The organism is Novosphingobium malaysiense (assembly GCF_000802225.1).
Lineage (GTDB): Bacteria > Pseudomonadota > Alphaproteobacteria > Sphingomonadales > Sphingomonadaceae > Novosphingobium > Novosphingobium malaysiense.
The window spans coordinates 664,330-683,581 of the sequence record NZ_JTDI01000001.1; the positions used below are offsets into that span (position 1 = coordinate 664,330).

General features: G+C 64.7%; 17 protein-coding genes. 9 read left to right on the forward strand and 8 right to left on the reverse strand.

Annotation, left to right across the window (positions count from 1 at the left end; genetic code table 11):
- Window positions 1-12: 12 nt before the first annotated feature.
- The 5 genes from LK12_RS02875 to fdhD all read right to left on the reverse strand — a co-directional run bounded on the left by LK12_RS02875 (window position 13) and on the right by fdhD (window position 4,294).
- Window positions 13-591, reverse strand: a complete 579-nt coding sequence (locus LK12_RS02875; RefSeq protein ID WP_197063442.1) for a class I SAM-dependent methyltransferase — start codon at window positions 589-591, stop codon at window positions 13-15.
- A 256-nt stretch (window positions 592-847) separates the two neighbouring features.
- Window positions 848-1,501, reverse strand: coding sequence for a YqiJ family protein (locus LK12_RS02880; protein ID WP_039279076.1), 654 nt, complete (start codon window positions 1,499-1,501; stop codon window positions 848-850).
- Window positions 1,485-2,183, reverse strand: a complete 699-nt coding sequence (locus LK12_RS02885) for a hypothetical protein (protein WP_039279080.1) — start codon at window positions 2,181-2,183, stop codon at window positions 1,485-1,487. Before LK12_RS02885 ends, LK12_RS02880 begins: the two co-directional genes overlap by 17 nt.
- 3 nt (window positions 2,184-2,186) lie before the next feature.
- Window positions 2,187-3,401, reverse strand: a complete 1,215-nt coding sequence (locus tag LK12_RS02890) for a toxic anion resistance protein (RefSeq protein ID WP_039279083.1) — start codon at window positions 3,399-3,401, stop codon at window positions 2,187-2,189.
- Window positions 3,402-3,550: 149 nt separating this feature from the next.
- Window positions 3,551-4,294 (reverse strand): formate dehydrogenase accessory sulfurtransferase FdhD, encoded by a 744-nt coding sequence (gene fdhD, locus LK12_RS02895; protein WP_231568215.1) that lies wholly within the window; start codon window positions 4,292-4,294, stop codon window positions 3,551-3,553.
- A 537-nt stretch (window positions 4,295-4,831) separates the two neighbouring features.
- Between fdhD and accD the strand changes: the two genes are divergently transcribed.
- The 9 genes from accD to LK12_RS02940 all read left to right on the forward strand — a co-directional run bounded on the left by accD (window position 4,832) and on the right by LK12_RS02940 (window position 15,140).
- A complete protein-coding gene (gene accD, locus LK12_RS02900; RefSeq protein WP_039280188.1) occupies window positions 4,832-5,680 on the forward strand; it encodes an acetyl-CoA carboxylase, carboxyltransferase subunit beta in 849 nt (282 codons plus the stop codon).
- Entirely contained in the window at window positions 5,677-6,144 is a 468-nt protein-coding gene (gene accB, locus LK12_RS02905; protein ID WP_039279085.1) for an acetyl-CoA carboxylase biotin carboxyl carrier protein, read from the forward strand. Before accD ends, accB begins: the two co-directional genes overlap by 4 nt.
- 14 nt (window positions 6,145-6,158) lie before the next feature.
- The gene (gene accC / locus LK12_RS02910) at window positions 6,159-7,508 is read left to right on the forward strand and encodes an acetyl-CoA carboxylase biotin carboxylase subunit (protein WP_039279089.1); all 1,350 of its coding nucleotides are present in this window, start codon (window positions 6,159-6,161) and stop codon (window positions 7,506-7,508) included.
- Window positions 7,509-7,647: 139 nt separating this feature from the next.
- Complete coding sequence (locus LK12_RS02915) at window positions 7,648-8,595, forward strand: acetyl-CoA carboxylase carboxyltransferase subunit alpha (protein ID WP_039279092.1); 948 nt, start codon at window positions 7,648-7,650, stop codon at window positions 8,593-8,595.
- Window positions 8,596-8,777: 182 nt separating this feature from the next.
- On the forward strand, window positions 8,778-11,258 hold the full coding sequence (locus LK12_RS02920; RefSeq protein WP_039279096.1) for a DUF1592 domain-containing protein: 2,481 nt from the start codon (window positions 8,778-8,780) through the stop codon (window positions 11,256-11,258).
- Window positions 11,255-12,595: a DUF1552 domain-containing protein gene (locus tag LK12_RS02925; RefSeq protein ID WP_039279099.1), complete on the forward strand. Its 1,341-nt coding sequence runs from the start codon at window positions 11,255-11,257 to the stop codon at window positions 12,593-12,595. Before LK12_RS02920 ends, LK12_RS02925 begins: the two co-directional genes overlap by 4 nt.
- The gene (locus LK12_RS02930; protein WP_039279101.1) at window positions 12,588-13,931 is read left to right on the forward strand and encodes an ankyrin repeat domain-containing protein; all 1,344 of its coding nucleotides are present in this window, start codon (window positions 12,588-12,590) and stop codon (window positions 13,929-13,931) included. Before LK12_RS02925 ends, LK12_RS02930 begins: the two co-directional genes overlap by 8 nt.
- 31 nt (window positions 13,932-13,962) lie before the next feature.
- On the forward strand, window positions 13,963-14,439 hold the full coding sequence (locus LK12_RS02935) for a c-type cytochrome (protein WP_039279104.1): 477 nt from the start codon (window positions 13,963-13,965) through the stop codon (window positions 14,437-14,439).
- Between the two features lie 17 nt (window positions 14,440-14,456).
- Entirely contained in the window at window positions 14,457-15,140 is a 684-nt protein-coding gene (locus LK12_RS02940; protein WP_231568216.1) for a cytochrome b/b6 domain-containing protein, read from the forward strand.
- A gap of 99 nt (window positions 15,141-15,239) precedes the next feature.
- Here the strand turns inward: LK12_RS02940 and LK12_RS02945 are convergent, their stop codons facing one another.
- Genes LK12_RS02945 through LK12_RS02955 form a run of 3 tightly spaced genes read right to left on the reverse strand, consistent with a single transcriptional unit; the run spans window position 15,240 to window position 19,190 of the window.
- Window positions 15,240-16,652 (reverse strand): nucleobase:cation symporter-2 family protein, encoded by a 1,413-nt coding sequence (locus tag LK12_RS02945; RefSeq protein ID WP_231568217.1) that lies wholly within the window; start codon window positions 16,650-16,652, stop codon window positions 15,240-15,242.
- A gap of 35 nt (window positions 16,653-16,687) precedes the next feature.
- Entirely contained in the window at window positions 16,688-18,049 is a 1,362-nt protein-coding gene (locus LK12_RS02950; protein ID WP_039279107.1) for an 8-oxoguanine deaminase, read from the reverse strand.
- Window positions 18,050-18,077: 28 nt separating this feature from the next.
- Complete coding sequence (locus LK12_RS02955) at window positions 18,078-19,190, reverse strand: purine nucleoside permease (protein WP_039279113.1); 1,113 nt, start codon at window positions 19,188-19,190, stop codon at window positions 18,078-18,080.
- Window positions 19,191-19,252: the final 62 nt, after the last annotated feature.

The window sequence follows — 19,252 nt, forward strand, 5'->3', positions numbered from 1 at the left end:
CGAAGCGCCAGCTCAACCGAAGATCTTTCTGGCAAGGGGTGATCTCAGCTGCGTCCCGATCTCGGTGTCGGCATATTGGCCGGACGGATCGGAGAAATGGAAGCTACCGCTATTTTCCAGAAGGAACTGCTTGTTGGGCAGCGCGGTAATTGGCCGCCCGACGCCCTCGGCAAAGTGGACCGCAAATGGAAACACCATTGTCGGTTCGTACTTGCGCTTGTGCTGCCAGATGGTCGGAGAGAAGTCATCTCCCCCCACGGCTCCGCCTTCTCGAATTTTCGGCCATATCCGCAACAGGTCGAGTGTAATCCCGCGCAAGGTGTGGTCACCGTCGATATAGGCGAAATCGAGTTGAGGAAGCTGGTCCGCCACTTCCGTGGTGGTGCCTCTCAGATAAATGCATCGGTTCTTGTGCTTGGCGAGCCGCGAGCGGGTTTCCTCGAGCGCAGCTTCCAGGTCGCTGTAGTTCAGCGGCTTGTTCCAGTCGTCGAGATTTCGCCAGGGATCGACGAGGTAATAGGCTTCGATGTCGGGGCAGGCGTCCAGCATTCGCTCAGCAAACTCCCCTCGCCAAACGCCGATCTCTGCCATTACGCGAACGCCACGGTCACGAATGAACTGCTTCCAATAGTCAAATCGAGCCATTTACGGATAATGCACTTAGGTCGAAAAAGATCCAACAAGTGTCCATTTCGAAGTCATGCAAACTTCGCCGATCGCGTCCGGCCGATAATCTTAAATATTACCTATGGAGCACAATAAATTACAGACACCACTGCCGTCCAAGTTCTGTCGTCCCCTATTCCGGTGGACGAAATTTTTCATCGTTCGATCCGGTTGCGCGCCCTCAGTCCAGCCGCGGCAGGTAGTGATCCCCGCGCGCGATGGCCTTGAACAGCTCGCCTTCGCGCCGCACGATCAGCACTTTCTCGCTCTGGACGAAGCGCTGGTCGGCGTTATCCGGTTCGAGCATCACGTAATGCGTCTGGCCGAAATGATCGGTCACCTTGGCGCGCGCGGGATTGCCCGCCGAGGCCGTGCCGATGACCACTTCCGCCTCGCGCCCCACGAGAGCCGAGACATTGATGGCCGTGGTCTCGTCCTTGGGCAGGACGCGACCGAGTGGGCGGGAAATCGCGCCGGTGGCGGGAAGGGAGACCGCCGCCGAGCCGGCACTCACCAGCAAGGCCGACCACGGCGCACCGGTAAGAGCCTCGAGAAAATGCTGACCGGCCAGGCCGATCACCCCGAAGAGAGACAGCAGGATCATCAGCCACATCATGAACGGCACGCGCCCGATGCCCAGCAGCGAAAGCAGCCCGGCATCGATGGCCATGTCCCCGTTTGCGTCGACGCCCACATCCACATCGGCATCGACCTCGCCGCCGAGCACATCGCCGAGACCGACCAATTGCAGCACGGCCAGCAGCGCGACCACGGCGAGCGCAACCGAAAACGGCAGGCTCTCCGGCTGGGTCAGCAGCTCAATCACGGTCGACATACTTGGTTTCGAGGAATCGGTTGCGCGTTGCTAGCGCGTCGATGTCGTTGCGCGAGAGATCGAGGCTCATCGCCTCGATCTCATCGGAAATGACGCAAAGGCCATCGACAAGCTGTTCGGAAGGGCTGGTGCCGGCAGTCCCCGGCTGGCTGCGCAGCGCAGGCGGAATACGCGTATAGCTGTCGACCAGTCCCGGAAGGTGTTCGGAAAGCAGCTTGCGCACCTCACGCGCGGCCGGGCCACTTTCCTCGACCGTTGCAAGCTGCGGCGCAATCTGTTCCAGCCGCACGCCGATCATGTCGATCGCGTCCACGGCCGCGTTCGGCAGCGCCCGGCGCTTGCCTTCGAGCCACAATTCGGTCGATCCGGCCAGTTCCGGCAGGCTGGCGCTACCAAGATCCGCGGCATGGGTGCGCGGGGTAGCCGGATAGATCGACAGCACCACGAACACCGCAATCCCCAGGAGGAAGGCCAGCAGGCTCGCCATGAAGGAAATCCCGCCCAGCGCCAGCGCCGCGATCAGCGTCGCGATCCAGATGCCCGACATCGCGAGGAAGGCACGCCGGATCCGCCGCATGCGAAAGCGCCATCGCTCCTTGCGGGCATTGTAGAGCCGCGCCGCACGCTGACGCCGGGCGGCGCGGATGACTTCCTGCGAAATGCGGGCGGGAGGCTGAGCCATCGATTACTGGTCCAGCGACTCCAGCAGCGACGGGGACGCCTTGCCGTCGGCCGAGACCCCCTCGGCCTGCCCCTGGGCGCGGGCGATGTAGGACTTGGACTTGTCGATCTCGCCTTCGAGTGCGGTGACCGTCTGCTTCATCGAATCGAGCGCCTTGAGCTTGAAGGTATCGATCGAATCCATGGTGTCGTAGATGTTCTGGAACGCGCGGCTGAGCGTTTCGAGCGGGATCGTCGCGCCGGCTGCCTGCTCGTGGATACGCGCGGTGTTGTCCTTCAGCATCTGGCCGGTGTTGTCGATGATGTTCGCGGTCGTGGTGTTGAGCGCGGTGATCTGGTCGAGCACCAGCCGCTGGTTGGCCATCGCCTGCGCCACCGTGACCGCCGTGCGCAGCGCGCCGACAGTGGTGGTGGAAGCGCGGTCCACGCCTTTGATCAGTTCGACGTTGTTCTTCTTGACCAGATCGAGCGCGAGGTAGCCCTGCACCGATACGGCCATCTGCGTCAGCAGGTCCTGCGTGCGCTGTCGCACATAGAACAACGCGGTCTCGCGCACCGCCTTGGCCTTCGCCGGATCGGTGTGGTCGAGGTTCTCGGCTTTCTGTTCCAGCGCCTCGTCGAGCGCCTTGGACATGAAGACCATCTGCTCCAGCTTGCCCATGGCAGCCCAGAGGTTCTGCCGCTCGACGTCGATCGCGGCATTGTCCATCAGCAGCTCGTCCTTGCCGCCCTGCAGGCGCGCAAGAATCGCGGCAATGTGCCCCTGCGCACTCTGGTAACCTTCGAAGTAGCTGCGCAGCTTCGAGCCGAACGGGATGATCCCGAAGATCTTGCGCTTCGACAGCAGGTCGCCCTTCGTCGAGGGATCGAGATCCTCGACCGTGCGGCGCAGCTCGGCCAGATCGGCACCGACGCCGGTATCCTTGTCCATCGCGCGGATCGGGCGGTCGAGAAAGCGGTTGGAGTGCCCCGCAGCCTCGGCGATCTCGCGCCGGCCCATGTTGGTGATCTGATCGACGCGGCGTCCGAACTCGGGCGAATTGGAATCCTGCGTCACCAGATCGTCGACGAATTCATCGACCCGAACCTGGAGCTTGGACTTCTGTTCCTCGTCCACAGGCACCAGCCCTGCGGCGCGCTCAGGCTTAACGGCCGGCACGGGATCGGGCGGAGTCAGCTTGAGCTCACTCGCGGTATCCTGGTCGGTCATGACGGCCATGCTGGGAAATCCTTGTCTTTTAAACCCCGGAACTCGAGGAAAGTTAGGATTACCGCCCCACGACTACAAGCAAAACCGGACGGGCGCGCCGCCGCTACTCGACGAAGGCATGACAGGGATCGACATTTGTCGCGATGCGCAAGGGGCGATCAGCAGACCCACAGCATGGAATCATCGCGCGCGACGACAGCCAGCGATAGCCCGGCAGCCTTGCTGCGCCGCACGGCGAGATCCGTCGGTGCGGAAATCGTCACCAGCAACGGGCAGCCCGCCCGGACGGTCTTTTCCACCAGTTCGTAGGAGCAGCGTGACGTCATCACGATGAAACCGATGGCCGGATCCAGCCCCCGCCGCGCGAGCGCGCCGACGAGCTTGTCCAGCGCATTGTGCCGTCCCACGTCCTCGCGCACGACCTGCACCGACCCATCCTCGTGGCAGAATGCCGCGGCATGAGTAGCACGGGTACGCGTGCCGAGCGGCTGGCGCTTGCGCAGTGCCTCGAGCGCGTGCCCGATGGCAGCGGAACTCGCCGCGCTTTGCCGTCGCAGCGCAGGAAGCGGTCGAAGCGCGGCCTCCACACCCTCGATGCCGCAAATGCCGCAGGAACTGTCTCCCACCCGGCGCCGGGCCCGCTCGAGAATGGGGCCGAGACGTTCGACCGGCAGGTTTACCCGGGCGACATGCCCGCCACCCCAGTCACCACCTTCGACCTGGTGCAGCGCCACGTCGCCGACTTCTGCAGCTTCCGCAAGCCCTTCCGCCATCAGGAACCCGGTAACGAAGTCCTCCAGATCGGTCGGGGTCGCCATCATCACCGCATAGGCAATTCCGTTTGTCTCGATCGCCACAGGAGTTTCGATGGGGATGGCAAACGCTTCTTCTGCTTCCGGCACGGCGCCATAAGCGCTTCGCCGCACCCGCACCTCAACGGCACCATCGATGACTTCTGACTGTTTCAGGTCGCTGCTCCTGCCGGATTTTCGAACCGCCGCCGCTGCACATGCCCCCCATAACGCGCGAGACGGAAAACGTCATGCCGCGGGTCCGCAAGAGCAGAATACGAATGCCCATGCCGCAGAATTTTTACCTTGTAGTGCGGATCACGAACTGAGGCTTATTTGTATCCACAAATTGGATCTTTTGTTAAACACCTTATACAAACCCGATTTTTCGTATACATTTTTCCGATGAGCATCGCTGGCGCGCTACGCCCCGGCGATGGGCGCGCGCCTCAGTTGCCCACAGATGAAGCCAATTTGGCTTGCGGCAGCGAACCCGTTTCCCCTAAACGCGCGCCTCATTCCGGCAGTGCGCACCAGAACAAAGGGGCATGCAGGTCGCCATCCGGAATGGTTCGAGGCTGCATTTATCGCACGGTCTCACGGCCCGTCATGCAGACCGGTCCGTTCAACGAGATAGGTACGCACCAAATGAGTTGGCTCAGCAAGGTCCGCAATTCGCTTTCCAGTCTGGCGAAGCGTGACACGCCCGATAATCTCTGGATGAAATGCCCGAGCTGCAGCCAGATGCTGTTCGCAAAGGACTTCGAAGCCAACCTCTCGGTCTGCCCGCATTGCCAGCACCACGGCCGCATCGGCGCCAAGGCGCGCTTCGACCTGCTGCTGGATGCCGGCTACATTGTGCTGCCCACGCCGAAAGTCCCGGAAAATCCGCTGAGCTTTCGCGATACCAAGAAATATTCCGACCGCCTCAAGGCGGCCCGGGCCGGCAATCCTTACCCGGACGCGCTGACCAACGCCCTCGGCACCATCGAGGGCATGAAAGCCGTGCTCGGCGTGCAGGACTTCAAGTTCATGGGCGGCTCGATGGGCATGGCCGTGGGCGAGGCCTTCGTGGCCGGCATCGAGCGCGCCATGGCCGAGAAGTGCGGCTACGTGATCTGCACCGCGGCGGGCGGCGCCCGCATGCAGGAGGGTATCCTCTCGCTGATGCAGATGCCCAAGACCACCGTGGCCACACGGCGCCTTGCCGCCGCCGGCCTGCCCTACATCGTCATCCTGACCGATCCCACCACCGGCGGCGTCACCGCGAGCTATGCCATGCTCGGCGACGTGCAGATCGCCGAACCGGGCGCGCTCATCGGCTTTGCCGGCCAGCGCGTGATCCAGGACACGATCCGGGAAAAACTCCCCGACGGCTTCCAGCGCGCCGAATACCTCTACGACCACGGGATGGTCGACATGGTGGTCCATCGAAAGGACCTGAAAGGCACGCTGGCCATGCTGCTCGGTTACCTTGAACGAAAGGACGTCGCGTGAATATCGATAGCGCTCTGGTTCGCGAGCTGGCCGAACTGCTGGCCGAAACCGGCCTCTCGGAAATCGAAGTGGAGGACGGCGACCGCAAGATCCGCGTCAGCCGCCAGTTGGTGCAGCAGATGGCGGCGCAGTACGCCGTCGGCGCGCCTGCCATGCCGATGGCCGCTGCCCCTGTGGCGGAACCGGTCGCCGCGGCTCCCGCTGCCGAAGCCGCACTTGCCGCCGCTCCGGTCGATGCCGTGAAGTCGCCGATGGTCGGCACCGTCTATCTCGCCCCGGAACCGGGCGCGGCCGATTTCATCTCGGTCGGCAAGGCCGTGAAGGAAGGCGACGTGCTGCTGATCGTGGAGGCCATGAAGGTGATGAACCAGATCACCGCGCCCAAGTCCGGCACGGTCACTGCCATTCTCGTCGACAACCAGCAGCCGGTCGAATTCGATCAGCCGCTCGTGGTGATCGGCTGAGGGCGGAGCGCTTCATGGCCATCAAACGCCTCCTGATTGCCAACCGCGGCGAGATCGCCCTGCGCATCCATCGCGCCGCGCGCGAGATGGGCATCGAGACGGTCGCGGTGCACTCCACGGCCGACGCCGACGCCATGCATGTGCGCCTCGCCGACCATGCCGTTTGCATCGGCCCCGCCTCGGCCTCGGACAGCTATCTCAATGTCGCCGCGATCATCTCGGCGGCCGAGATCACCGATGCCGATGCGATCCATCCCGGCTACGGCTTTCTCTCCGAGAACGCGCGCTTCGCCGAGATCGTCGAGAGCCACGACATCGCCTGGATCGGCCCCAAGCCCGAGCATATCCGCACCATGGGCGACAAGGTGGAAGCCAAACGCACCGCCGGCGCGCTGGGCCTGCCGCTGGTGCCGGGCTCGGATGGCGCGGTCGAGGACGTCGCTGAAGCCAAGAAGCTGGCTGCCGAGATCGGCTATCCGGTCCTGATCAAGGCCGCTTCCGGCGGCGGCGGGCGCGGCATGAAGGTCGTGCAGAACGAAGGCGAACTGGAAAGCCAGATGGGCCAGGCCCGTTCGGAGGCCAAGGCGGCCTTCGGCGACGCCACTGTCTACATGGAAAAGTACCTCGGCAACCCGCGGCACATCGAATTCCAGGTCTTCGGCGACGGCAATGGCAAGGCCGTCCATCTGGGCGAGCGCGACTGCTCCTTGCAGCGCCGTCACCAGAAGGTTCTGGAAGAAGCCCCCTCCCCGGTCATCACTCCGGAAGAGCGCGAGCGCATGGGCGGCATCGTCGCCAAGGCCATGGCCGACATGGGCTATCGCGGCGCGGGCACGATCGAGTTCCTGTGGGAAAAAGGCGAGTTCTACTTCATCGAGATGAACACCCGCCTGCAGGTGGAACATCCCGTCACCGAAGCGATCACCGGCGTCGATCTGGTGCGCGAACAGATCCGCATTGCCGAAGGCAAGCCGCTCTCGTTCACGCAGGACGAACTTGAGTTCAAGGGCCACGCGATCGAGTGCCGCATCAATGCGGAAGACCCGTGGACGTTCGCCCCCTCGCCCGGTCTGGTGAGCAGCTACCACGCGGCGGGCGGCATGAACGTGCGCGTCGATAGCGGTCTCTACGCGGGCTATCGCATCCCGCCCTATTACGATTCGATGATCGGCAAGCTGATCGTCTCCGGCCGCACCCGCGAAGGTGCGATCCTGCGCCTCAAGCGGGCGCTGGAGGAAATGGTGATCGAGGGCGTGAAGACGTCGATCCCGCTGCATCAGGCCCTGCTGGAAGATCCCGAGTTCAACAGCGGCGACTATACGATCAAGTGGCTCGAGGAGTGGCTCGCCAAACGGGCGGGCTGATCGGAATGACACTAACCTCTCCGTTCGTGTCGAGCAAAGTCGAGACACCTGGGCGCCAGCGGTTCTCGACTTCGCTCGAACCGAACGGAGATTGGATCTGGCCCGATAGCCCGGCCAAGACACGACGGACTAGATACGCATGACTTCGTTCCTGGACTTCGAAAAGCCGATTGCCGAACTGGAAGCGCGCATCGCCGAACTGCGCGCCACGGCCGACGGCAGCGACCTCGACATCGGGGCGGAAATCGCCAAGCTCGAAAAGAAGAGCGCGGCGATGCTGACCGGCACGTATGCCAAGCTCTCGCCCTGGCAGAAGACGCAGGTTGCCCGCCATCCTCAACGCCCGCACTTCGTCGATTACATCCGGCTCGCCTTCACCGACTTCGTGCCGCTGGGCGGCGACCGTCTCTATGGCGAGGATGCGGCGATCATCGGCGGGCTGGCGAAGCTGGATGGCCGCAAGGTCATGGTGATCGGCCATGAAAAGGGCCACGACACCGCCAGCCGCATCAAGCACAATTTCGGCATGGCCAAGCCCGAAGGCTACCGCAAGGCGATCCGCCTGATGGAAATGGCGAGCAAGTTCGGCCTGCCGGTGGTGACGCTGGTGGATACCGCCGGCGCCTTTCCCGGTGTCGAGGCCGAGGAACGCGGACAGGCCGAAGCCATTGCCCGCTCGACCGAGGCCTGCCTCGGCCTTCAGGTACCCATGGTCGCCGCGATTGTCGGCGAAGGCGGTTCGGGCGGCGCGGTCGCAATTGCCAGTGCCAACAAGGTCCTGATGCTCGAGCATTCGGTTTATTCGGTGATCTCGCCGGAGGGCGCCTCCTCTATCCTGTGGCGTACGCCCGACAAGGCCGCCGATGCCGCCACCGCCATGAAAGTCACCGCGCAGGATCTGCTGGACCTTGCGGTGATCGACTCCATCGTGCCCGAGCCGGTCGGCGGCGCGCACCGAGATCCCGCCGGAACCGCCCGCGTACTGGCCGAAGCCCTGGGCCGCGAACTGGCCGCTCTCGACGGCAAGGATACCGCCGAAATCCTGCGTCAGCGCGAAGAACGCTTCCTCAGGATTGGCTCGCTCTAAGGACCCTCGCCGTGCCGGGAAGGACAGCGTGCGAATTATCCGCACGCTTCGGCAAATTAATGGCAATGGACGCAACACGGCCCAGCCGATAGTCAAAAGGCCCGACAGGAACCCTGCTTCGGCAGGGACAGGCAGACCGCAGCCAGTCGGGCAGCGGATCGGCAAACGGGGTCGAACATTCCATGAGCCAGCAATGGCGTATTCCACTCGGCAGCAGCGCGCTGGCGTTTAGCGCGTTCATCACGGCTACCTGCGTGCTGGCCGCCCGGAGCGGAGATGAGGCCGCCCATGCCGTTGAAACGCCGGTAGCATCCGAGAGGCAAGCACAGGCAGATATGATCGAGCCGATGCTCGATAAGTACTGCTCGCGCTGCCACAACGATTTCGACATGGTCGCGGGTCTCTCGGTCTACGACCTCAAGGCCGAGGACCTGCGCACCGGCGCCCATGCCGAGGAATGGGAAAAGATCCTGCGCCGCGTCGCCGCCGGCGAAATGCCGCCGCATTCCAAGCCCCAACCCGACCCCGCGATGCGCGCCGCCTTCGTGCAGTGGCTGGACACGTCGCGCGCGGGCTATGCCGCCGCCAACCCCGATCCGGGCCACGCGACGATCCGCCGCCTCAACCGCTATGAGTACGCCAACGCCATCCGCGACCTGCTTTCGCTCGACGTCGATTTCAGCCGCGAATTGCCGCAGGACAATTCGGGCTACGGCTTCGACAACATCGCCGACGTGCTCACCGTCTCGCCGACGCTGATGGAGCGCTATGTTGCAGTAGCGGGCAAGGTCGGGCGGCTGGCGACCGGGCTGACCTCGCGTCGCGAGTTCGTGACGACCTATCAGGTACCCAAGGACGGCTCGATCAAGAACTCGGGCGTGCCTGCCTACAACCAGCGCGCCAGCGCGGACCTGCCGCTGGGATCGCGTGGCGGCGGGGCGTTCAAGTACTTTGCCCGTTATGACGGCGAATACGAGATTGCGGCTTGGCTCAATTCGAATACCAACAACGAAACCGACCGGCTTACCGAGGATCGCTATAGTGTGCGGGTGCCGATGAAGGCCGGTTCGCACCTCGTCGGTCTTTCATTCCGCCGGCAGCTCTGGCCCGACGAGAGCGTGCAGACGCTGCGCAATTCTACTGACTACGTGCCGCTGCCGCTCGACAAGCCGACGATGCTGCCGCTCGACGTGTGGGTCGATGGCGAGCGGGTGAAGACGGTCGAGGTGCCCTCCTACCGGATGCATGAGCGCTATTCGCAGCGGAACTTCCCGCGCGACGTGCTGCAGATCGACATCGCCGGCCCTTACGAGGCGACCGGCATTCCCGACACGCCAAGCCGCCGCGCGATCTTCCTGTGCCAGCCCAAGCGCGCCTCGCAGGAAGAAGCCTGCGCCCGCAAGATCGTCTCCACCCTTGCCCGCCGCGCCTGGCGCCGCCCGGTCGGCGAATTCGACATCGCCCCGATCATGGGCATTTACGCGCAGGAGCGCGCCGCCTCCGATTTCGAGCACGGCATCGAAGCGGCACTGGAAGCGATCCTCGTCTCGCCCGAATTCCTGTTCGTGGTCGAAAGCGATCCGGCCGGCAGCCTGCCCGGCAGCGTACATTCCGTCACCGACCTCGAACTGGCCACACGGCTCTCGCTGTTCCTGTGGAGCAGCATTCCCGACGAACGGCTGCTATCGCTGGCAGAGAAGGACAAGCTGAGCGAGCCCGGCGTGCTCGATGCCGAAATCGCGCGGATGCTGGCCGATCCCAAGGCCGAGGCGCTCACGGACAACTTCGCGGGCCAGTGGCTCTACCTGCGCAACCTAGACCAGCAGCGGCCGGACATCGACGCCTTCCCGGATTTCGACACACGGCTGAAGCAGGCGATGGACACCGAAACGCGCCTGTTCTTCGCCAATGTGCTAACAGCCAACCGGCCGCTCACGGACTTTCTCGAAGCCGATTACACCTACCTCAACCAGCGCCTTGCCGAGCATTACGGCATTCCGGGCGTGGTCGGCACGGCGTTCCGCAAGGTCGATCTCGATCCGTCCTGGCATCGCGGCGGTCTGCTGGGGCAGGCGAGCATCCTGACCGTGACATCGTACAACAACCACACCTCCGTGGTGAAGCGGGGGAAGTGGATCCTCGACAACATCCTCGCCTCGCCGCCGCCGCCACCGCCCGCCGACGTTCCGGCCCTCAAGACCGAGCACGACGGTCGGGCGCTCAACGCGCGTGAGCAGCTCGAACTGCACCGCGCCAACCCGACCTGCGCAGCCTGCCATGTGAAGATGGACCCGCTCGGCTTCGCGCTGGAGAACTTCAACGCCGTGGGCGGCTGGCGCACCATGGACGCAGGCCAGCCGATCGATGCCGGGGCCGTCCTGCCCGATGGCACGAAGTTTTCCGGCATTTCCGGCCTCCAGGCGATCCTGATGGACCGCAAGGACGAATTCGCCCGCGCCTTCACCGAGCGGCTGATGACATACGCGCTCGCGCGCGGTCTCGGGGCGCAGGACATGCCCTCAGTCCGCGCGATCGCGGGCGATGCTGCTGCCGACAACTACCGCGTGCGCACGGTGATCAAGGGCATCGTTACCAGCCCGGCCTTCACCAAGCGAAAGACGCCGGAACCCTTCAAAGCCGCTTATGCGAGGCCCGTGAAATGAGGATCACCCGCAAGCCCTTGTCCCGCCGCACCATCCTGCGCGGTGTAGGCACCGCCATGGCCCTGCCGTACCTCGAAGCGATGATGCCGAGCGCCCATGCCGCCGACGTGGCGCAGCGGCCCAAGCGGCTGCAGGTGTTCTATACCCCCAACGGCATGACCATGCCCGAGTACCGGCCCACTGGCGAAGGCGTGGACTTCACGCTTCCGGCGACGCTGGAGCCACTCGCGCCGCATCGCGATGCGATCACGGTCATTACCGGCCTCGGCCATCCGCAGGCCGCCGCGATGGGTGATGCGCCTGCCGGCCATGGCCGCTCCTGCCCCGCCTTCCTTACCGGCGCCCATGCCCGGCAGACCGAGGGCACCGACATCCGCTGCGGCACTTCGATGGATCAGGTCTTCGCCGCGCATCTCGGCGATGCGACGCAGATCCCCTCGCTCGAACTGAGCATGGATCAGGCGAGCATGGCGGGTAGCTGCGACATCAACTATTCCTGCGCCTATACCAACGGCATCTCCTGGCTGACGCCCACCGTGCCGCTGCCCGTCACGGCTAATCCGCGCGCGGTGTTCGAACGGCTGTTCGGCGACGGCGAAGTGCTCGACGAGAAGAGCCGCCTTGCCCGGTTGCGCAAGCAGGCCTCGATCCTCGACTACGTGATGGAGGACACCGCGCGGCTTTCCGGCAAGCTGGGCATGGCCGACCGACACAAGCTGGCCGAATATCTCGACGCCACCCGCGCCATCGAAAAGCGCGTCCAGCGTGCGGAATCCTCGCCGCCAAGCCCGCAGGCCAAGGCAATGAAGCAGCCCCCCGGCATTCCCGACGATTTCGCCGAGCACATGAAGCTGATGATCGACCTGCAGATCCTGGCGATGCAGGCGGACATCACCCGCGTCGGCACCTTCATGGTGGGCCGCGAGATCTCGAACCGGACCTATCCCGAGATCGGCGTGCCGGATTCGCACCACATGCTCAGCCATCACGGCAACAACCCGGACAAGATGGCAAAGCTGGCAGTGATAAACCGCTATCACATGACATTCTTCGCCTACATGCTCCAGCGCATGAAGGACACAAAGGACGGCGAGGGATCGCTGTTCGACCGAACGCTGGTTCTGCGCGGTTCGGCCTTCGGCGATTCCAACGAGCACGACTACATGGACCTGCCCGTCGTCGTTTCGGGCGGACTGGTGAAGGGCGGACGCCACATCAAGGTGGAGCATGGCACCTCCATGTCGAACCTGCTGCTGGCCGGGCTGAACCTGCTCGATGTACCAGTCACATCCTTCGGCGACAGCACCGGCCCGCTGCGGGAACTGACCGATGCGTAAGGCCGCTGCGCTCCTGCTGGCAGCCACGGCGATGGCTTCGGCTGCGTCGGCCGAGCCTGCAGGCCCGGCACCCGATCTGCCCCGCGCTATCGCAGCCGATGATCTCTCAGGCGCAAAGGCTGGCCTCGCCACCGGCGCAAACCCGAATGCCGTCTTCGGCTATGGCGAAAGCGCGCTTGCCCGGGCTGTCGAGACACAGGACGCTGCACTGGTGGACCTGCTGCTCAGCCATGGCGCAAAGCCCGACACGAAAGACTCCGAGGGCTTCACGCCGCTGATCCTCGCCTGCGAGCGCGGCAATGTGGAAATCGTCTCCGCCCTGCTCGATGCCAAGGCTAATGTGAATACACCCATGCCCGACGGCACCACGCCGCTGGCGATCTGCGCCCGGTTCTCGAAGACTGAAACAGTATCGCGGATGCTGGCGATGGGCGCCAAGCCGGGCAGCGCGGACGCGCGCGGCCAGACGCCGCTGATGTGGGCGGCCTCCACGGGCAATGTCGAGACCATGGCGCTACTGCTCAAGGCCGATGCACAGATCGACCGCACGACGGAAGCCGGCTTCACGCCGCTGTTCTTCGCCATCAAGAGCGGTGTTCCCGAAGCGGCGCAGCTCCTTCTCGATGCCGGTGCCGACACGGCCCATCGCGGCCCCGAGAACACCAGCGCGCTGCAGCTGGCGCTTTACCAGAAAAACTGGAAGGCCGCCGCGATGCTGATCGAACGCGGCGCAGCCGATCTCGCCGAGCGCGACCGCAACGGCAACCAGCCGCTCCACGCCGCTGCGGCTGGCGGCGACAGCGAACTGGTCGCTCTTCTTCTGGCCAAGGGCGCCGATGCCAACGGGCTCACCGGCCCATCGCGCATCACCTGGGTGACCGAAGCCAACCTCGGCGTGCCGCCACCGCCTGTTCCGCCCACCCCGCCACTGCTCACCGCTGCGGAACATGGCCGGACGGACGTGATGAAGCTTCTGGCCGATGCAGGCGCGGACAAGGCCTTCGTTGCAGAGAACGGCACCAATGTCGTGCTCGCCGCTGCGCACAGCCATAGTCCTGCCTCGCTCGAACGGGCCCTGTCTCTGGCGCCGGACGCCAATGTCGCGGATGCCCAAGGCAACACGCCGCTGCATGTCCTGCTCATGGGCGGCTTCCACTCCGATCTGCAGGCGATGTTTCGCGTCCTTGCCGACCACGGCGCGCGCACGGATATTCCCAACAAGAAGGACATGACCGCCGCACAGTTCGCCGAAAAGGGGCTGACCACTGTGCGCGAAGCCTATCAACATGCCTTTGCGGATACGCCCTCTCCCATGGTAGCCGTTTCACACGATTGAACTTTCCCCCATCGCAGGACAGGATCTACGCATGACACGAACCCGGACCCTCGCCCTCGCCGCTGCCGGCGTAATCGGTCTCGCCGCCGTTGCCGGAACCGGCACGCTGGCCAGTGCCGCGCCTTCCGCCAGCACCGTGATCGCCACGCGCCAGGCGAACTACAAGAAGATGGGCGCTGCGATGAAGACCCTGAAGGACGAGCTGCAGGGCAGCGCAGACAAGGGCAAGATGGTGGCCGCAGCCCGCACGCTCGCCGCTACCGTGCGAGTCCAAAGCAAACTGTTTCCGGACGGAAGCGGCCCCTCTTCCGGCGTGAAGACCGATGCGCTTCCGGCCATCTGGACCAACCGCGCCGCCTTCAACGCCGACATGCAGAAGGCGATGACGGAAGCAGACAAGCTGGTCGCCGTCGCCGGTTCGGGTGATAAATCCGCGATCATCGCGCAGTTCAAGGCCACCGGCGCGACTTGCGGCGGTTGCCACCGCCAGTTCCGCGCCGACGACTGACGGGAGCCGTTGCAGCGATGAGCGAGACCATGACCGCCACCGGCTCCACCCGGATCTGGGACCTGCCCCTGCGGCTGTTTCACTGGCTGCTGGTCGCGCTCATCGCCTTTTCATGGTGGAGCGGCGAAGAGCATTACATGGAGTGGCACCGCCTCTCCGGTTACGCGATCCTCGCCCTTCTCGTGTTCCGCCTCTGGTGGGGTTTCACCGGATCGCGCACGGCGCGCTTTACGCAATTCGTACGCGGACCGGGCGCGGTGTTCACCTACGCAAAGACCCTGTTTTCATCCTCGCGCCATACTGCCGACGGTCATAATCCGCTCGGCGGCTGGAGCGTGATTGCCATGCTCCTGGCCATCGCCGCCATGGTGATCGCCGGCCTGTTCGCCGTGGACGTGGATGGCTGGGAATCCGGGCCGCTCGCCTATTGGGTGAGCTTCGAGCAGGGGCGCAGCGCTGCCGAGTTCCATGAAACCGTGTTCAACGTGATCATGGCGCTGATCATCCTGCACGTCGCCGCGATCGTCTTCTACCTCGCGGTGAAACGCATGAACCTCTTGCGCCCGATGATCACCGGAAGGCGCACCAAGACGGCGGAAGAAGCGGTCGAGGACGCCCGCTGGTCGCCGGCTATGGCGCTGATCGGCATCGTCATCGCAGGTGCTGTCGCCTGGTTCGTATCGACCGGCTTCCGCTTTTAAAACCAGTTCCCGACTTTCCGTTCGTGTCGAGCGAAGTCGAGACACGCCAGCGCTGTGCCAACGTGTCTCGACTTCGCTCGACACGAACGGGTGTGTACCTCAGTGGGCGGGTTCCACCTCCCCATCGCGCCCCGGCACCAGCAGGTTCAGCACCACGGCGCTGAGGGCCGCCGGCAGCACGCCCGATCCCAGCAGGACCCGCAGGGTCTCGGGCAGGTGCTGAAGCGCGGCGGGTTCCAGTTGCAGCCCCAGCGCCAGCGATAACGACACCCCGAAGATCAGCATGTTGCGCTGCGTCCATTCGACGCTCGACAGCATCGAGAGCGCGGCCGAAGCGACCATGCCGAACATCACGATCACGCCGCCGCCCAGAACCTCAATGGGGATGGTGGTTACCAGCGCGCCGATCTTGGGCACGAGACCGCACAGGATCAGGAACACCGCGCCGACCGTCACGATATGCCGGCTCATCACCCCGGTAATGGCGATCAGGCCGACGTTCTGGCTGAAGCTCGTATTCGGCAAGGCGCCGAAGACTGCCGCGACAGCGGTGCCGACACCATCGGCGAACGTCGCGCCCGACAGTTCCTTGTCCGTCGCCGGGCGTCCGGCTCCGCCCTCGCAGATGCCCGAGACATCGCCCACCGTCTCGATGGCGGAGACGACACCCATCAGGCAGAAGCCGAGAATGGCCGACGTCGATATGGCGAAGCCGAAGTGGAAGGGCCGCGGCACCATGAACCAGCCGACCGTTTCCACCGGCTCCAGCGAAACCTTGCCCATCGCCGCCGCCACGGCATAGCCCACGCACAGCCCGATCAGCACCGAGGCCGTCGACCAGATCCCACGCGCGAAGAAGCTTAGCGCCAGCGTAGTTCCGGCGACGACAGCCGCCAGAAACCAGCTTTCGCCCGATCCGTATGCGGGCGTACCGGCCGCCGGAACGCCGCCTGCCGCGTACTGCACGCCCACGCGCATCAGCGACAGGCCGATCATCAGCACGACAAGCCCCGTCACCATTGGCGGCAGCGCGAAACGGATGCGGCCGACGAAGAAGCTCAGCACCATATGGAACAGGCCGCCGAAGATCGCTGCGGTCGTCAGCGCCGCCATGGCGGCTACCCCCTGCCCCGCGACGATGGGGATCATCACCGGCAGGAACGCGAAGCTCGTTCCCTGCACGATCGGCAGCCGCGCGCCCATGGGGCCGGCGCCGATGGTCTGGAACAGCGTGGCAATGCCCGCGAACAGCATCGACATCTGGATCATGTAGATCAGCGCCGCGGTATCGCCCGAACCGTATCCGAACCCGGCCGCTCCCGCGACGATGATCGCGGGCGCCAGATTGCTGACGAACATCGCCAGCACATGCTGGATACCGAGCGGGATCGCCATGGCCATGCCCGGAAAGTAGTCCGGGTCGCGCGCCTGTTCGGGAGACATGACCCCGCGGTAGGACTTCGCCGAGGGGATCGGTCCCCCCTCCTCCAGAAGCTGCGGTATCGCGGTCATAGGCATTCCTTCGCCAGGGGAGGTTTGCGCATCGCTCATGCCAGTTCCATGAGACGCGAAAGCGAGCGGCTGGCAGCCTCGATCACGTGCCCGCGCTCGACTGTGACGAGATCGCGGTCGCGCACGACGGCACGGCCTTCGACGAACACGTCACGCGCACCGGAGGGGGGTGAAAGCAGCAATCCGGCCACCTTGTCCCAAGCGCCGAGCGAAGGAATGTCGCCGACGTCCCACAGAACGAAATCTGCGCGTTTGCCCGGTTCAAGCGATCCGCAGTCGCTGCGGCCAAGCACTTGCGCGCCGCCGCGCGTCGCCAGCCAAAGCGCCTCGCGCGGATCGAATGCATCGGCGCCGTTCTGCACCCGCTGAAGCAGCATCGCCTGCCGCGCTTCCTGCAGCAGGTGTCCGCTGTCGTTCGAAGCCGAACCATCGACGCCGAGCCCCACCGGCACCCCGGCATCGGTCATGGCCCGGACCGGCGCGATGCCCGAGCCGAGCCGGCAGTTTGAGCAGGGGCAATGCGCGACCCCGGTGCGGGTCCGGGCGAAAAGGCCGATCTCCTGCGCATCGAGCTGCACGCAGTGGGCGTGCCACACGTCCGGCCCGGTCCAACCCAGATCATCGGCGTACTGGCCGGGCCGACAACCGAAGCGCTCCAGCGAGAAGGCAACGTCATCGGCATCCTCGGCCAGGTGGGTATGCATCATCACCCGCTTGTCTCGGGCCAACGATGCGGACTCGCGCATCAGGTCGGTGCTGACCGAAAACGGCGAACACGGCGCCACCGCAACACGTAGCATGGCGCCATCGTCGGGATCGTGAAACGCGTCGATCACGCGGACGGTGTCCGCAAGGATGGCCTCCTCGTCCTCGACCACACAGTCGGGCGGCAGGCCGCCCTTGCTCTCGCCCACGCTCATAGAGCCGCGCGTGGCGTGGAAGCGCAGGCCCACTTCACGCGCGGCATGAATGGAATCGTCGAGCCTTACGCCCTCGGGAAAGAGATAGTGGTGGTCTGAACTCATCGTGCAGCCGGACAGCGCGAGTTCGGCGAGGCCAAGCTGCGTCGCCGCGAAAACGTCCTCCGGCCGGTACTGCGCCCAGATCGGGTAAAGCCGCTTGAGCCATCCGAACAGCGAAACGTTGATCGCCCCCGGCAAGGCGCGTGTCAGCGTCTGGTAGAGGTGGTGGTGGGTATTCACGAGACCCGGCGTGACAACGCAGCCGCGCGCATCGATAACTTCGTCCGCTTCATCAGCCAGCGGAGCAAGCTCGGCACCCGAGCCTACCGCTTCGATCGCACCATCGCGAAAGACCATGGCGCCATCGGCAATCTCGCGCCGCGCATCGTCCATGAGGACGAGGCAATCGGCATTGCGGACGAGCGTCAGCCCCATGATAGCACCAGCCTCGTCCGCTGAGCCATCAGGGCGTCACACTCTCGTATTTGCCCCAGTTGTCGAGCAGTTCGTCCACGACCTTCGAACCCACCGTGTAGAGGTTCTCCACCGCCGCCTCGAGTCCGGCATATCCCTCGTTCTCGCGCAGCAGATAGGTGGCGGGATCGATACCCGGCGGCGGCATCGTGTAGTTGCTGCCCGCGCGCATCACCAGCACGCGGTCGCGATCGACCCGGCCGATGTTGTCGAGATAGGTCATCGCCTGGAGCACGCCGGTGTCTTCCATGGCCGAGGTCACGAATTCGCCGCGTCCGCTCGTCCAGTAACGGACCCAGGCATTGGCCCAGTCGGTCATCAGCTTGCCGTGCCAGAAGGTCATCGCCGAAAGCTGCTCGCCTTCCAGCACGAAGGGCGGTTCCTGCGCCGGCGGGTAATCGGTGAACTGTGCGCGCTCGGCGGCAATAGCCTCGGAATCGGGAAGCTCGATATTCTTGGTCAGGTTGTAGGCCCAGGCCTCCAGCGACGGGTTGATCCGGAACATCTCGCCGCCCGAGGGATCGGGCTTGCCCTTCATGTCGTTGGGGCCGTTGGTGTGGCGCGGAAAGTAGCCGAACTTCCAGTCCGCCGGAATTTCGCGCGGATCGATCTCGTGCGCGAGATCGCCATCGACCACATAGCGGGCCCAGGCAACCGAACCGATGGAGGCATCTTCCGGATCGATCCCGGCAATGCCGGCAACCAGCCAGTAGGCCTTGCTGAGATCGAAACGCGGATCGAGCCCCAGCGCCATGGTCGCGGCGGTCGAGCGCGCGGTGCCGATCCCGGTCACGACGCCCAGAACCTGCGTTTCGGGATTGTAGTAGAGATCGTGGAACGACTGCGGGAAAGGGATTCGCATGGCCAGGCCGCGACGCTCTTTCCAGAGCTGGAATTCGCCCGCGACGTCGCCTTCGTCCTTGCCGATCTCGAACAGCGAGACGACCACGACCTTGACCGGCAGCGGCGTTTCGCAGGGTCCGCCGGGTTCGCACTCGGATATGTCCGGTATGGCTGCCGGCTGGGCATGAGCCGCTCCGCCCGACAGGCACAGGGCCAGGCAGGCCCCGACAATGACGGCAAGGCGGTTGAGAAAATGCATCGATGACCTCGTAGGAAATCGAGGGGCGCCGGCCGAACCGACGCCCCTCTCTCGGTGGGACC

Coding starts and splice junctions, on each gene's coding strand:
- LK12_RS02920 (WP_039279096.1), top strand. CDS start 8,778: ATGAGCCAGCAATGGCGTATTCCACTCGGCAGCAGCGCGCTGGCGTTT.
- LK12_RS02880 (WP_039279076.1), bottom strand. CDS start 1,501: ATGTCGACCGTGATTGAGCTGCTGACCCAGCCGGAGAGCCTGCCGTTT.
- LK12_RS02945 (WP_231568217.1), bottom strand. CDS start 16,652: ATGACCGCGATACCGCAGCTTCTGGAGGAGGGGGGACCGATCCCCTCG.
- accD (WP_039280188.1), top strand. CDS start 4,832: ATGAGTTGGCTCAGCAAGGTCCGCAATTCGCTTTCCAGTCTGGCGAAG.
- LK12_RS02875 (WP_197063442.1), bottom strand. CDS start 591: ATGGCAGAGATCGGCGTTTGGCGAGGGGAGTTTGCTGAGCGAATGCTG.
- LK12_RS02935 (WP_039279104.1), top strand. CDS start 13,963: ATGACACGAACCCGGACCCTCGCCCTCGCCGCTGCCGGCGTAATCGGT.
- LK12_RS02915 (WP_039279092.1), top strand. CDS start 7,648: ATGACTTCGTTCCTGGACTTCGAAAAGCCGATTGCCGAACTGGAAGCG.
- accC (WP_039279089.1), top strand. CDS start 6,159: ATGGCCATCAAACGCCTCCTGATTGCCAACCGCGGCGAGATCGCCCTG.
- LK12_RS02925 (WP_039279099.1), top strand. CDS start 11,255: ATGAGGATCACCCGCAAGCCCTTGTCCCGCCGCACCATCCTGCGCGGT.
- LK12_RS02890 (WP_039279083.1), bottom strand. CDS start 3,401: ATGGCCGTCATGACCGACCAGGATACCGCGAGTGAGCTCAAGCTGACT.
- LK12_RS02950 (WP_039279107.1), bottom strand. CDS start 18,049: ATGGGGCTGACGCTCGTCCGCAATGCCGATTGCCTCGTCCTCATGGAC.
- LK12_RS02940 (WP_231568216.1), top strand. CDS start 14,457: ATGAGCGAGACCATGACCGCCACCGGCTCCACCCGGATCTGGGACCTG.
- LK12_RS02955 (WP_039279113.1), bottom strand. CDS start 19,190: ATGCATTTTCTCAACCGCCTTGCCGTCATTGTCGGGGCCTGCCTGGCC.
- LK12_RS02930 (WP_039279101.1), top strand. CDS start 12,588: ATGCGTAAGGCCGCTGCGCTCCTGCTGGCAGCCACGGCGATGGCTTCG.
- LK12_RS02885 (WP_039279080.1), bottom strand. CDS start 2,183: ATGGCTCAGCCTCCCGCCCGCATTTCGCAGGAAGTCATCCGCGCCGCC.